Annotated in this window: 13 protein-coding genes; 5 read left to right on the top strand and 8 right to left on the bottom strand. The window is 50.9% G+C overall.

Annotated elements, in window-relative coordinates:
- Positions 1-4 precede the first annotated feature (4 nt).
- Both BMZ51_RS08220 and BMZ51_RS08215 read right to left on the bottom strand, forming a co-directional pair.
- Positions 5-1111: a sirohydrochlorin chelatase gene (locus BMZ51_RS08220; protein ID WP_068005660.1), complete on the bottom strand. Its 1107-nt coding sequence runs from the start codon at positions 1109-1111 to the stop codon at positions 5-7.
- A complete protein-coding gene (locus BMZ51_RS08215) occupies positions 1111-1374 on the bottom strand; it encodes a DUF6732 family protein (RefSeq protein ID WP_068005441.1) in 264 nt (87 codons plus the stop codon). Before BMZ51_RS08215 ends, BMZ51_RS08220 begins: the two co-directional genes overlap by 1 nt.
- 427 nt (positions 1375-1801) lie before the next feature.
- Between BMZ51_RS08215 and BMZ51_RS08210 the strand changes: the two genes are divergently transcribed.
- Together BMZ51_RS08210 and guaD are read left to right on the top strand one after the other, a co-directional pair.
- Complete coding sequence (locus tag BMZ51_RS08210) at positions 1802-2335, top strand: glycine cleavage system transcriptional repressor (protein ID WP_068005443.1); 534 nt, start codon at positions 1802-1804, stop codon at positions 2333-2335.
- Positions 2336-2454: 119 nt separating this feature from the next.
- Positions 2455-3777 (top strand): guanine deaminase, encoded by a 1323-nt coding sequence (gene guaD / locus BMZ51_RS08205; RefSeq protein ID WP_068005445.1) that lies wholly within the window; start codon positions 2455-2457, stop codon positions 3775-3777.
- A gap of 34 nt (positions 3778-3811) precedes the next feature.
- On the opposite strand, the gene BMZ51_RS08200 is transcribed toward guaD, so the two are convergent.
- From BMZ51_RS08200 to BMZ51_RS08175, 6 genes are all read right to left on the bottom strand, one after another.
- Positions 3812-5227, bottom strand: a complete 1416-nt coding sequence (locus BMZ51_RS08200) for an MFS transporter (RefSeq protein ID WP_208979354.1) — start codon at positions 5225-5227, stop codon at positions 3812-3814.
- Between the two features lie 175 nt (positions 5228-5402).
- Entirely contained in the window at positions 5403-7151 is a 1749-nt protein-coding gene (ggt, locus tag BMZ51_RS08195) for a gamma-glutamyltransferase (protein ID WP_068005450.1), read from the bottom strand.
- A 53-nt stretch (positions 7152-7204) separates the two neighbouring features.
- Positions 7205-7906, bottom strand: coding sequence for an aspartate/glutamate racemase family protein (locus BMZ51_RS08190; RefSeq protein WP_068005451.1), 702 nt, complete (start codon positions 7904-7906; stop codon positions 7205-7207).
- Positions 7907-8006: 100 nt separating this feature from the next.
- Complete coding sequence (locus BMZ51_RS08185; RefSeq protein WP_068005453.1) at positions 8007-8345, bottom strand: hypothetical protein; 339 nt, start codon at positions 8343-8345, stop codon at positions 8007-8009.
- 148 nt (positions 8346-8493) lie between these two features.
- Entirely contained in the window at positions 8494-9057 is a 564-nt protein-coding gene (locus tag BMZ51_RS08180; protein WP_068005455.1) for a UbiX family flavin prenyltransferase, read from the bottom strand.
- 5 nt (positions 9058-9062) lie between these two features.
- Positions 9063-10631, bottom strand: coding sequence for a UbiD family decarboxylase (locus BMZ51_RS08175; protein WP_068005463.1), 1569 nt, complete (start codon positions 10629-10631; stop codon positions 9063-9065).
- 150 nt (positions 10632-10781) lie between these two features.
- Here BMZ51_RS08175 and ubiT point away from each other — a divergent pair, with 150 nt between their 5' ends.
- From ubiT to ubiV, 3 genes are all read left to right on the top strand, one after another.
- Positions 10782-11318 (top strand): ubiquinone anaerobic biosynthesis accessory factor UbiT, encoded by a 537-nt coding sequence (ubiT, locus tag BMZ51_RS08170; RefSeq protein ID WP_068005466.1) that lies wholly within the window; start codon positions 10782-10784, stop codon positions 11316-11318.
- Positions 11319-11390: 72 nt separating this feature from the next.
- A complete protein-coding gene (ubiU, locus tag BMZ51_RS08165; RefSeq protein WP_068005468.1) occupies positions 11391-12410 on the top strand; it encodes a ubiquinone anaerobic biosynthesis protein UbiU in 1020 nt (339 codons plus the stop codon).
- Between the two features lie 9 nt (positions 12411-12419).
- Positions 12420-13316 (top strand): ubiquinone anaerobic biosynthesis protein UbiV, encoded by an 897-nt coding sequence (gene ubiV / locus BMZ51_RS08160; RefSeq protein WP_068005469.1) that lies wholly within the window; start codon positions 12420-12422, stop codon positions 13314-13316.
- Positions 13317-13330 lie beyond the last annotated feature (14 nt).

Below are 13330 nucleotides of genomic sequence, written 5' to 3'. Positions count from 1 at the left end.
ATTCTCAGGCATCACCCTTCAACATGGACTTGGGTCCGTGCGGGTGGTCTGCATGTGGGTAGGGGTGGTGGTGATGGTCATGTCCGTGATCGTCGCCGTGATGGTGATGATGCCCATAACCATGGCTGTGGCTGTGTTCGTGGCTGTGGGAATGTGTGTGTGCATCAGCGCCTTTGCTGTCGCATTCACCAGTGCAGGTTACGTCACAAAGCTTGCATTCTGCTTCATCGCCCAGCCCCTCCACATGGTGGTGATGGCTTTCCTGAGGCAGTCCAATCTCAGCTTCAAACCCCAAAACCTGCTCGCGGTATTTGCAGAGCTGGCAATTCATGTTGTTGGCGCCTTCGAGGATCTCGTTGACACGCTCCTGCATGGTATCGATGACCTTTGGGTGGTCATTGAGATAGCCAGCATTGATAAACTCAATATCAGGATGGCGCGCTGCAACATCATCAGCAAAGTTATAAATGCGCTGAACAAGCACACCTGTGAACAGGAAGTACGGGAACACGATGATGCGCTTGTAACCAAGCTTCACAGCATGCTCCAGCCCCGGCTCAACAAGCGGGAAAGTGACGCCTGAGTAGCTGGTCTCCGCCCAGCCAAAGCCAAAACCTTCCCACAACATCCGCGTTATCTTAGAGACGTTGGAGTTTGCATCAGGATCAGATGCCCCGCGCCCTACCACCATAAGCAGGGTTTCTTCTGGCTTTACATCGCCACCAGCCGCATCAATCGCTTCTTGAATGCGCGCTGCGGCGGCCTGCACCATGCGCGTATCGACAGCAAGCTCGCGGCCATATTCAAGAGAAATTTCTGGATGTTTGGCCTGATAGGTATTCAGAACAGAAGGAATGTCGTTTTTTGCATGTCCGGCAGCAAACAGCATGCCTGGAACGGCAAGAATGCGCGTGCAGCCCTGCTCTCGCAGGTTATCCAGACCCGAGTGGATCACTGGGTTTGCAAACTCAAGGTAGCCATAGTCAACAGGCAGGTCCGGAAACCGCTTTCGCAGGCCCGCAGCCAAGCGTGCGAACTCGCCGACTGCGCCTTTGTTTCGGCTGCCATGCCCGCAAATCATTACGCCGAGTTTTTCTTCTTTTTTGGTCATCATACTGGCTCTGCTTCTGGCTCTTCAGGAGAAATTACGTCTGCGCCGTCCGCACTTTCACGTGTGCCGTCCTCTTTGGAGGCTGCTCGTTTTTTCGCTTTGGCGGCAAGTCCGGCGATTATTGCAGCACCGGCGACAGCAGCGACACCAACCCAATGGCTGTGCCCTGCAAGTTCACCTAGGTGGCCTGCATGCGCAAAGGCTGCTGTGGAGGAAAGAGCCCAACACCCTATCAAGAAGGCAGGCTTTATAAAGTAAGACATGTTCTATCTCCGCTATGCAGCAATGCTTCAATTGTCACATACAATGAGGCCGCTGGCACTTAAGGAGACGTCGCAAAGACAATAGATGGACCGACGAAACAGAACACTGGCGCGTTACATGAGCACGCCGCCTTTACTCTATTTCGTCAGACAGCTTCGATTCTGGTCCCCGACATGGGTCAACCGCCACCGAAATCCATTTCAGTCCGTCACGGGACGCCGTCCATAGTTTAACGTGGGGCAAGCTAGATGGACCCTAATAAGATAGCAAGGTGCTAATTTGCGCAGCTGGACGAAAGTCTGCGTTTTCTTAGGTGCAAAATTATAAAGAAATTGATCGAAGTGTTTGACTTACATCTGCATCTAGCATTGCTATGATAAGCAGGCCCCAGTTTCCGGCGGGGGGCGCTTTTGTGGAGAATGCATTATGAAAAAAGAGCTTGTCCTTACTGTCGTTGCTAGCGACCGCCCTGGTCTTGTAGGTGACATATCCAAGGTTGTAGCTGACCATAAAGCAAACTGGATCGACAGTTCTCTCTCACGTCTGGGAGGTCAGTTTGCCGGTATTGTTCGCGTGCATGTCGAAAGCTCATCTGCCCCAGATCTTACCGCCGCGTTGACAAAGCTAGAAACCGTTGGTCTCACCATCGGGATTCACGATCTCAACACAGGAAACGCTCCAGCTGGCACTCAAGCGCTTCTTCATATCCTAGGTCAGGATCAACCCGGTATGATCAGCCGTGTGTCCAGTGTCCTTTCAAACCTTCATGTGAGCATTGAAACCTTGGAATCTCTTGTTGAGCCGGGGTCTATGAGTGGCGAGCTTATGTTCCGCGCAAACGCTCGCGTTGTCATTCCTCCGCAAATATCTCCATCTGAAGTTTCAGAGGCACTGGAAGGTATTGCTGCCGATTTAATGATTGATGTTGAGCTCAATGAAGCAGCAATAGAAGGTGATTGATCTCCTACACGCATCACGTTGATCTCAGATCTCTCGCGAGCGATGCTCTCTTTCCTCTCGCTCCGAGCGGTAATTTGCGCTAGATATGGCTGTTTGGTTCAATTCCCAAGGAAAATCTGATGCAAGAAACCGTTCGGACGATCACAGCGCTTCGCGGTCATGTGCTGCAATTTAGCGGAGATCCGTTCTGCGATAATCCGGCTGAGGCTTTAACTGACTGGCCTGACGGTCTTATCATTACAGAGAACGGAAAAATCACCGCTATTGGGGATGCCGTCGAGCTGTTGAAGACCCTGCCAAGTGATGCGGTTCTGTACGATCATAGTGGCAAGTTTATTCTACCTGGTTTCATCGACTGTCATGTCCACTACCCACAAACCGAGATTATCGCCTCTTACGGCGCTCAGCTTATTGAATGGTTGAACACCTACACCTTCCCGGCTGAAGCGAAGTTTGGTGATATTGAATATGCCCGGCGCGCAGCAGACGTTTATCTGCAGCAGAGCTTTGCCAATGGTATAACCAGCGCTTCTGTTTACTGCACGATCCACCCTGAATCAGTTGATGCTCTTTTTGAGCAAGCAGCCCGATACAATATGCGTATTGCCGCTGGTAAAGTGATGATGGATCGCAACGCTCCTGCAAACCTGCGCGATACTGCACAAAGCGGGTATGACCAGTCGAAGGCTTTGCTTGAGAAGTGGCATGGACAGGGCCGAGCGCTGTATTCTATCACCCCACGCTTTGCGCCAACGTCAACTCCTGAACAGATGGAGGCAACGGGCGCATTGTGGAAGGAGCACCCTGAAGCGCTTGTGCAGACCCACACCTCTGAAAACCGTCAGGAACTGGAGTGGGTTGGCGAGCTTTATCCAGAGCATCCTGATTACGTCGGCGTCTACGAGCACTACGGTTTGCTTGGTAAGGGTTGTGTATTGGGACATGGCATTTACCTGAATGACCGAGAGAAAGCGGTGCTTCACGAAACGGGTACCTCCATCGCTCATTGCCCAACTTCAAATACCTTTATCGGTTCCGGCCTGTTTGATGTGCGTGGTTCGCATTTCACCCACCAGCCTATTCGTGTGGGTCTGGCTACCGATGTTGGCGGCGGCTCCAGCTTCTCAATCCTCACAACAATGCGCACTGCTTACGAGATTGCACAGCTCCAGGGTTACTCCCTTCACCCCGTTCAGGCGTATTATCTGGCAACAGTCGGCTCTGCGAAAACACTCTACCAGGAAGACAGGATCGGCAACATCAAAGTCGGCATGGAAGCAGACTTTGCTGTCATTGACCCGCTTTCCACTCCACTCATTCGTCACCGCATGGGATATGCAAACAGCTTGATTGACCAGCTGTTTATCCAGATGATCCTTGGTGATGACCGCGCGATTGCTGCTACCTACGTCGACGGCAAGCGGGTATACTCCCAAGCCTAATAGAACATTGTTGGGGCTGGCTCTATGTCAGCCCTCACTTTTGAGTTTTAGTGCTATCCTTCTTTAAAAAGTAGAAGTACGCCAGCAAATAACAGAGCAGCATAAGAGCTGTCGCAATACCAAATACGAGTTGATAGCTATTCGTAGCAATGAAGACCGAGCTAGAAATCGACATTCCGATTGTGCCACCAAGCATCTGAAAACTGATCATCACACCACTGGCCTGTCCTCTTTTCTCCAAATCAACAGATTCCAATGCTGATTTCGTCGAGGGTAAGAACACAAACGGCATCCCTGCTCCCCAGACTGTAAGCGCGGGCAGCAAGAGCCAGTAGTTATCTAGCGAAATAAAAGCCGTAATCCAGATCATAGAGCCTGTCACCAACGGCAAGCCCCACATAGCGGGCGCACGTGGGCCGTACTTGTCAACCAACACACCACTCATGCTCGCGGTTACGGGGTTCAGCATGAGAGCAGCCATCAGCGCAATTCCGGCCACTAGTGGAGGAAAGCCTAGTGCTTCCTGGAAGTACAATGCTCCAAAAATGAACAACACGATCTTTGAGAACTGCGTTTGAAAAACTATGAACGCTGCTACAGCAAATGAAGGGTCCTTGAAAAAATGAAGCTGGATCAGCGGGTTTTTTCTGCTTAGTTCATTCCAAACAAATAATGTTAAGGCTGCGATGCCGACGATGCCTGCCCAGATTGTCATGTTGTCTTCCCACCCCCAATCTGGCGCCTCCATGATCGCCATCACAAAGAAGAACAGACCTGCCAGGAGCGTCGTTATTCCTAACCAATCAAAAGGGTAATCTGAAACGCTTCGGTCACCACCGTAAGCGTGACGGCCTTTTAGCGGGGCGATTGCAAATACAAGAAAAACTAACAGGGACATGGGCAGGTTGACCCAAAAGATCCATCTCCACGAAAGTTCACTTGTAAAATAACCACTCACCAAAGGGCCCGATGCCATAAAGATGCAGGCTATTGATGCATATACTCCGAATGCAAACCCTCGGTGTTTTGCCGGAAATATTCGTGATATCGTTGCGATGGGAAGTGGGAATATGATTGCTGCACCAATGCCTTGTGCGGCCCGTGCACCAATGAGAAAGTTCCCAGTGGGAGCGAAGCCGCACGCCAGTGAAGCCAGACTGAAAACAATGATGCCTGCAAAAACCAGGTAATTGATATTTACTAGATCTGCCAGTTTACCGCCCAAAGCAACGAGAGCGGAAAATATCAATAGGTAAGAATTTACCACCCAATGAGCCCCAGTGAGCGACATTCCAAATTCTTCAGTGATAGTTGGCAGCGCGAGGCTCACGACTGTTTCATCGAGAAGAGCGAGCCCGAGAATAAAGCTCATTGCGACTAAAAGCACCCACCTATGCATGGCAGATGGCTCGCAGTCGTCGCTGCAACTATTTTGAAACGTAATCGCCATCGAGAACTGGCACCTTTTGGGGCCAGAACCAGTGGGCGTGGCCATTTCAATGGGCGACTTATCACAATTGCAGGAAGTTACAGAAGAGTTCACCGGAGTGCACAGTTAACCCAGCGTTAAGACCCGAGAGAGAATTAAATAATCACTCGAGCCTAAACTTAATCATATCCGACCTTTATTCTCCTATTGCAAGGCCTTCACGTCGAGGGTCCGCGCCTCCTTGCAAGCCATCTCTGGTGATAACAATTCCATGAAGACCTGAGTTGAGGTCCCTAATATTGGTCTTGTAACCCATAGCTTCCAAAGCAGGTTGAAGCTTCTCTGCAGCGGTTCCTTTTTCCAAGTCATAGGTCCCAAAACGGTTGATCAGATGCGGCATTGAAATCGCGTCTTGAATATTCATTCCCCAGTCCAAATTAGCGACCAGAGTAGCTGCAACATATCCGATAATGCGACTGCCGCCGGGAGATCCAACAACAACTACTGGCTTATCATCCTTCATTACGATTGTTGGTGACATGGAAGAGCGTGGACGCTTGCCTGGCTCAACCCTGTTTGCAATCGGCACGCCATTTTTGTTCGTGCGAAACGAGAAGTCAGTTAGTTCATTGTTGAGCAGGAAACCGTTGGTCATCAAACGGGAACCAAAACCATTTTCAATGGTCGTTGTCATAGAAATGGCGTTGCCATCGGCATCGACGATCGAAAAATGACTGGTAGATGGAAGCTCGATGCTCTCATCATCAGCTTGCAGCATTGTATGATCCCAGGTCGGATTTCCCGGTGCTACTTTATCTGCTGGCAAGGCCTTATCACCGCTTAAGAGCTCTGCTCTGCCCTTTAGATAAGCAGGGTCAATGAGGCCTTGGGTTGGCATTGGCACGAAATCACTGTCAGCCATGTAGCGACCGCGATCTGCAAAAGCGAGACGAGACGCGTCCCCAATCAAGCGCCACGCCTGTGGGTCCCCTGAGTTCATAGCTGGTAGATCATAGGTGTTGAGCTGGCCCAAAATCTGGCCAACTGTCAGAGCACCAGATGATGGAGGGCCCATACCGCAAACTTCATAGGCGCGGTACTGCGCGCAAATCGCGGGTCTTTCTTTGATCTCGTAGCGTGCCAAATCTTCAAGCGCCAGTGTGCCTGGGTTCCCTTTGGCAGTGCGCACAGTCTCGATGATGGATTTTGCAATATCACCCGTATAGAAGCCATCGGCGCCGTTTTGTGAAATCGCCATCAATGTTGCTGCGTAGGCAGGGTTTTTAAGCAGGTATCCAACGGGAAGAGGTTTCCCATCCGGCACGAAGTAGTTCTTTGTTGCCTCAAATCGAGAGAGCTGCTCCTGATCTTGTGTGATCAGCGCATTCAAACGCGGTGAAACTTCAAACCCGTCTGTCGCCAGCTTAATTGCTGGGGCAACCAAATCCGCCCATGGGAGAGAGCCCAGCTTAGCGTGAGTATCGTGCAGCAGTCTTACAGTGCCGGGCGTCCCAACCGACAGGCCGCCAACCACGGCGTCAAAAAACTTCAGTGGTTCGCCATTTTCATCCTGAAAGAGCGATGGTGTTGCAGATGCGGGAGCTGTTTCACGGCCGTCAAACGTGGTCAGCTCACCTGTTTCAGCATCATAATAAACCAGAAAGGCCCCGCCGCCGATCCCTGAGGATTGTGGTTCTACCAGCCCCAGAACAAGCTGAACTGCCACCATTGCATCAATTGCATTTCCACCTGCTTGCAAGACATCAAAACCAGCCTTAGAGGCATGAGGATTTGCAGCAACCACCATAAATTTCTGGGCGGTTACCATTTGCTTGTCAGAGATGCCACTCGCCATTTCCGGCGCGACTTTATCGGCAGCTTCCTGTGCCTGAACGGGAGCAGCCAACCCTGCTGCCAACACGGCAGAAACCCATATTTTCTTCATTATTTTCCCTCCACAAACGGGCATTCGCCCGAAGACCAAACTATATCATAAAATTAACTCTCGTTCTTCAAAGCAAAATCCAAGACACTACGAACATGTTCGCTGGTACTGTCGATTACAGGAGCTGAAATATCCTCCTGCCCCACCAACATACCTAGCTCTGTACAACCCAAAATAACGCTGTCAGCACCCTGGCCTTGTGCTTTCCGGATTATCTGCAAAAGTGTGCGCCGAGAATCCACATTGATCTGTCCTCGACATAGCTCATTGTAAGCAATGTCATGGACGACAGCCTGCCCCCCTATGTCCGGCACAACTACTGAAATTTCATTGGTTTCTTGCAATCGACTAATATAAAAATCCTGCTCCATTATGTAACGCGTTGCGAGCAAAAGAGGCCTTTTGCTCTTTGCCATGTGAACGGCGTGCGCAGTTGTATCTGCGATATGAATGAATGGGATAGTCAACTCCTCCTGAATTTGGGGAGCGACCTTATGCATCGTGTTCGCGCAGAGCACGATACAATCAGCACCGGCACTTTCTAACTTGAGCGCCACCTGCTTTAGCATACTGCCAGCTTCGTCCCACTCTCCACGAGCAAGAAGAAACTCGATCCGTGAAAAATCGAAGGACCACAATAACAGCTCTGCGGAATGGAACCCTCCGAGCCGTAAACGTGTTTGCTGATTAATCAGCTTGTAATATGTAGCAGTGCTCTCCCAGCTCATTCCTCCCAATAAGCCAATCGTTTTCATTTATTCCTCGACATAAGATACTCGTCGTAGAACCCATGTTTGCAAATTGTGCTGATTCAGAGAAGGACGTTTTTTGTGCAATTGAGCTGGGAGGCTATGATCACGGCACTCTGCAAGTGATGTCTTCACCTTCTTGCGCTTCACAGCAGGTCCATTCAGTGTACTCGTCTGTACATGCTTCACCGCCTACTGTGCGACGGTTGCAGAGCTTGCTTGTTTCAAAGGTGTAGCGATCATCGGAGTCAATATCAGCGAACCTATGAATGGGTCCTTTAGGCGCTTCAGGTCCAATGGTGACCTGAACCTCGCATAATTCAGTATCACTTGAATCCAGAGTGATTGATGTTGCACTTGCCTTTTGACCCAGCATGAGTACTAGGAAAAGTGCCAAGAATGCAAGAGCTCCAAACCAGAGGGGGCGCTTAAAACACAGGGCCATTATCTTCACCTTTTATTTTATTTCGACTAAAATTGAAAAGAAGTCTTCTCTTCAACTTCTAGGGGAAGATAGCTGTCACCAGTAAATTTAAGCCGCAAAGTGGGCGATGGATTTTCATAAGATTACATTCAAGTAACCTGCAAAAAATCTATTTCCATCTTGTCATGTAAGCGCCGGGGTCAATTCCTAGTGTATGAATACCGCGAGCAGCGACTTCTTTGAGCAAATCGGTGGCATTTTTCATATCTGCATAAAATGGAGGCACAGGAGGGGCTATAATTGCCCCCATCCGTGTCACCTTGAGCATCGCCTCAAGATGCCCCTCATGCAACGGTGTCTCTCGTGGAACAAGAACAAGTTTGCGGCGCTCTTTAAGGATCACATCCGCCGCCCGGCTCAAAAGATTGTCGGAAAAGGAATAGGCCACTCCAGAAAGCGTTCGCATAGAGCATGGCGTGATAATCATTCCGTCTGTGTGAAATGATCCACTTGCAATCGCAGATGTCATTTTATTTGGCCCATAGGTAACAGAGGCCAGTGATTTGAGCTGTTCAATACCATCATCGCCGAGCTCATGCTGAACAGAGGCGACAGCCCCTTTTGAATGCACCAGATGCGTTTCCACATTCAATGCCTTCAGGATCTCAAGTGTCTTTAATGCAAGCTGAGCGCCGGACGCTCCAGAGACGCCAACAATGATACGCTTCGTCATGGTGCTTATTCGCCCCTTTTTGAGCCGCTCTGTGCCTTTGAGGGAGTAGTAGCATCCTTCGGTTGATCTCCACTTTCTTTTTTCGGGAGGCCACCGGGGAACAAATCATCCCAGCGCTCTTCGACCTGGCTTGTGAGGTCCTTTGGCATCCGCATCACTTCTGGCCAATCCGTACGGGTTTCTGAGCCGATTTTAGTCGTTGCATCGATACCAAGTTTGCCGCCCAAACCTTCCATACCGGATGCGAAGTCAAGCGTATCTACTGGCGTGCGATCCAAGACAACCAAATCACGCGATGGGTCCATGCGAGTTGCGACAGCCCACATAACATCACTCCAATTGCGACAATCAATATCTTCATCAACGGTGATGATCAACTTGGTCATGGTGAACTGAGGTAAGAGCGACCACATTCCCATCATGACACGGCGTGCCTGACCAGGGTAACTCTTCTTGATCTTAAGAACGGCGATGCGGTAAGAACATGCCTCCGGTGGCAACCACAGATCAACAACCTCTGGAATCTGTTGCTTCAGAAGAGGCAAAAAGACGTCATTCATGGTTTCAGACAGGACAGCTGGTTCGTCTGGCGCTCTGCCGGTAAAGGTGCTCATGTAAACAGGGTCCTTGCGGGCGCGAATACCCGACACTTTGAAAACGGGGAATTGGTCAGGGTCGTTGTAATAGCCAGTATGGTCACCAAACGGGCCTTCCTCAGCGGTGTCTACTGGTTCGGCATAGCCTTCCAGCACAATTTCTGAGGAGGCAGGCACGTGAAGGTCCACATGCTTACATGGGATCAGTTCTGGGCGTCCTCCCGAGAGCACACCAGCGATCATCAGCTCACTCACGTCTGAGGGAGTTGGTATCACAGCTGACAGAATCGTTGCCGGATCAGCCCCAATGACAACGGCAACTGGCATTCTTTCGCCGCGCGCCTGCCATAAGCGATGGTGAGCTGCCCCTCCTCGCATGGCAAGCCAACGCAGGATGGCTTTGTCTTTACCGATCACCTGTGCCCGGTAGATGCCCAAATTGTACTGAGAGGGATCATCCTTGCCCGGAGGGCGCGTGATCACAATGCCCCATGTCACAAGTGGCCCGGCATCATTGGGCCAACACATCTGAACCGGGAACTGTTCCAGATCGACAGGCATATCGACCAGAGGAGAGGAACGAAGGCGTTTGGGCCGTGCTGCCCATGCAGCCTTGGCAACGGGCAATGCATCAACAAACCCTTTGAGCCCCTTAGGAGGCTGCGGTGATCTCAGGTAAGCCAACAGTTCACCCAAAGCCGGAAGCTCCTCAGGAGTGCACCCAAGGCCAAGCGCAACACGTTCTCGTGTTCCAAAGACATTGGTGACCAATGGCACGCTGCTTTTTGTTCCCGAGCACGTGATCGTATTGTCGAACTGAAGAGTGGGGCCGCCCTGTTCAATCACCTGACGATGGATTTCGGTCGCTTCAAATTGAGCTGACACTGGCGCTTTTACTCTCACAAGCTCCTGCTTCGCTTCCAGCGTTTTTAGAAAGCTGGAGAGTGTTTCGAACTTCTTTTCGGTGCGCCAATACATTCCATTACCAGACTACAGAGGCAAACTTAGGATCAGTTCGCCAGGTTCACACACATTTGAAGGGTGAAGTCGCTCTGGTCCTTGACCTCCGTCAATGATGAGTTCCGCAATGATTAATAGGAGAGGATACAGATCAGTGGAGATTAAAATATGCTCTTTAAACCGGAACGAGGCCTGTTTCCTCCTGCCCTGCAAAAAGCTCTCGGCATCTTGCCGGTTCCTCCGCTTGGCTTTGCTCTGACCCGAGCGGTCCGTCGGCTTGCCCATACCCGTCCAGAACTCTTTGAGCGTTTGGATAGCTACAAACGAAGTCATTTCATTATCGACCCGGTCGACATCCCGCATGTATTCCGCCTTATTCCAAACGGCGAGCATGCAAGCGTTGAGATATTCAAACGCAAAGATATGCCTGAGGGCGATGCACGTATCTCTGGGCCGTTGATCATTCTGCTGGGATTGGTGGATGGAACCTATGACGGGGATGCTGTGTTCTTCACGCGTGACCTCGTTATCGAAGGGGACACAGATGCTGTGCTTGCGCTGCGTAACACCATGGAAGAAGCAGACCTGTCGCCAGCTGAGTTTGTGGGGTTCAATGGCCGTTCCCGCGATGTCGTGGACCGAGCAACCAACAAAACACTAGATCACCTGCGCCGATTGCTTGACGCGCCAACCGCCACATCTTGACCGCCGTGACAGGATGCTTGCATCCGGCGCCGACGATATGGCCCACCTCTGTTATTTCCAAAAAGGTGCCTTATGCTTGGACAGCGTAACGATAATAATCCGTCGCTGGAGCTTGTATGCCCAGCCGGCACACCCTCTGCTCTTAAAGCAGCTGCGGAAGCGGGTGCGCACAGCATCTATTGTGGCTTGCGCAACGAGACCAATGCCCGCAACTTTCCCGGCTTAAATTTCTCTGAAAAAGAATTGAATGCCGGTGTTCGCCTTGCGCATAAACACGGCTCGCATGTTCTTGTGGCGGTGAACACATTTGCACGCGCCGGAGATACCCAGATTTGGAAGCGTGCCGTTGATGCGGTAAGCGCCTCTGGAGCTGACGCTATCATCGCAGCTGATATTGCTGTTTTGGATTATGCGAAAGAAAAGCACCCAGACCTTCGCTTGCATCTTTCTGTACAAGCTGCGGCTGCAACACCGGAATCCATCAGCTTTTACCAGGATACCTTTGGCGTCCAGCGTGTGGTTCTGCCGCGCGTCATGTCCGTTGAGGAAATCGTCAAGCTCCATAAAGAGATCACGGTGGAGACCGAGGTCTTCGTCTTTGGCGGGTTGTGTGTGATGACTGAAGGGCGTTGTGCGCTTTCTTCGTATGCGACAGGCAAGTCCCCAAACCTCACCGGCGTTTGCTCTCCTCCCAGCGATGTGTCCTACGACGAAGACGGTAGTCGTCTTTTTGCACGTCTTGGCGGCTTTACGATTGACGGTTTTGAGGAAGGTGAGACTGCTGGTTATCCGACCCTTTGTAAGGGACGTTTTAAGGCAGAGGGTGAAACATCCTATCTGTTTGAAGACCCTGTGAGCCTGAATGCAGCAAGCTTGCTGCCTCGCCTGCAAAAAGCAGGTGTTACGGCTGTTAAGATTGAAGGGCGCCAACGCGGTAAAGCCTACATTTCTCAGGTTGTTAAAGCATTCCGCACCGCTGTTGACGCTTTGGATGCTGGCGGAAACGCAGAAGAAGAAGTTTCAGCCATGTTGAGCGCAATGACGGAAGGTGGCCGCGAAACCACCGGCGCTTACAAAAAGATCTGGAGATAAGGACCGATTATGAGCAAGATTGAACTTTCTATTGGTCCAAACTTCTTCAACTGGCCAAACGACAAACTCGTCGATTTTTATGCCCGTATTGCAGATGAGGCACCGGTTGAGCGCGTGTACATCGGTGAAACGATCTGCGGTAAGCGCATGCCTTTCAACGACAAGGTCTGGCCAGAGATTTATGAACGCCTTGCCAATGCTGGTAAGACCGTTGTCTTTTCAACCATAGCTCTTCCTGTCACTGTTCGCGATCGCAAGTCCATCGCGGCCCTTTCAGAAGATGCAGAGCTAATTGAAGCCAATGACATTGCAGGTGTTCACAAACGTTCTGGAAAGCCATTCGTTGGTGGGCCATTCCTGAATATCTACAATGAACAGACAGCCAAAGTTCTCATGAATCTGGGCATGGAAACATTCTGCCCACCTGTTGAACTCCCTTTGAATTCTGTAGAGACGATTGCGCAGGCTCTTCCAGATCTGACGGTGGAGTTGTTTGCCTTTGGCCGTTTGCCGCTGGCTGTATCAGGACGCTGCTATCATGCCCGGGCGCATAAACTGCATAAAGACAATTGCCAGTTTATCTGTGACCGCGATCCAGATGGCATGGACGTTACCACGCTTGATGACCAGAAGTTCCTCTCAGCAAACGGCATTCAAACCCTATCGCATAGTGTTCAGGCGATTACGCTGGGCCGTGACGAATTGTTGACCAAGGGCATTGGTCGCCTTCGTCTGTCGCCTCACGATATTGATATGGTTGCCGTTGCTGAGATCTTTCGTGATCTTGTTGATGGTAAGATTGAGAGCGGAGAAGCGGAAGCGCGTTTGCAGCAGCAACCCCTGCCAGGAGCTTTGGCCAATGGCTATGTGACCGGAAAACCGGGACATCTGTGGCAAGCGGATTGATTAAGAGAAGACTT

It is taken from the genome of Pseudovibrio axinellae, assembly GCF_900110875.1.
Lineage (GTDB): Bacteria > Pseudomonadota > Alphaproteobacteria > Rhizobiales > Stappiaceae > Pseudovibrio > Pseudovibrio axinellae.
Note: the sequence above shows the minus strand (reverse complement) of the source record. Positions and strands in the feature narration are given on the sequence as shown.

Bases quoted from the DNA above. Each gene is read 5' to 3' on its own strand.
- BMZ51_RS08200 (WP_208979354.1), bottom strand. From the start codon at position 5,227: ATGGCGATTACGTTTCAAAATAGTTGCAGCGACGACTGCGAGCCATCT.
- BMZ51_RS08180 (WP_068005455.1), bottom strand. From the start codon at position 9,057: ATGACGAAGCGTATCATTGTTGGCGTCTCTGGAGCGTCCGGCGCTCAG.
- ubiT (WP_068005466.1), top strand. From the start codon at position 10,782: ATGCTCTTTAAACCGGAACGAGGCCTGTTTCCTCCTGCCCTGCAAAAA.
- ubiU (WP_068005468.1), top strand. From the start codon at position 11,391: ATGCTTGGACAGCGTAACGATAATAATCCGTCGCTGGAGCTTGTATGC.
- ubiV (WP_068005469.1), top strand. From the start codon at position 12,420: ATGAGCAAGATTGAACTTTCTATTGGTCCAAACTTCTTCAACTGGCCA.
- BMZ51_RS08220 (WP_068005660.1), bottom strand. From the start codon at position 1,111: ATGACCAAAAAAGAAGAAAAACTCGGCGTAATGATTTGCGGGCATGGC.
- BMZ51_RS08190 (WP_068005451.1), bottom strand. From the start codon at position 7,906: ATGAAAACGATTGGCTTATTGGGAGGAATGAGCTGGGAGAGCACTGCT.
- BMZ51_RS08215 (WP_068005441.1), bottom strand. From the start codon at position 1,374: ATGTCTTACTTTATAAAGCCTGCCTTCTTGATAGGGTGTTGGGCTCTT.
- ggt (WP_068005450.1), bottom strand. From the start codon at position 7,151: ATGAAGAAAATATGGGTTTCTGCCGTGTTGGCAGCAGGGTTGGCTGCT.
- BMZ51_RS08185 (WP_068005453.1), bottom strand. From the start codon at position 8,345: ATGGCCCTGTGTTTTAAGCGCCCCCTCTGGTTTGGAGCTCTTGCATTC.
- BMZ51_RS08175 (WP_068005463.1), bottom strand. From the start codon at position 10,631: ATGTATTGGCGCACCGAAAAGAAGTTCGAAACACTCTCCAGCTTTCTA.
- BMZ51_RS08210 (WP_068005443.1), top strand. From the start codon at position 1,802: ATGAAAAAAGAGCTTGTCCTTACTGTCGTTGCTAGCGACCGCCCTGGT.
- guaD (WP_068005445.1), top strand. From the start codon at position 2,455: ATGCAAGAAACCGTTCGGACGATCACAGCGCTTCGCGGTCATGTGCTG.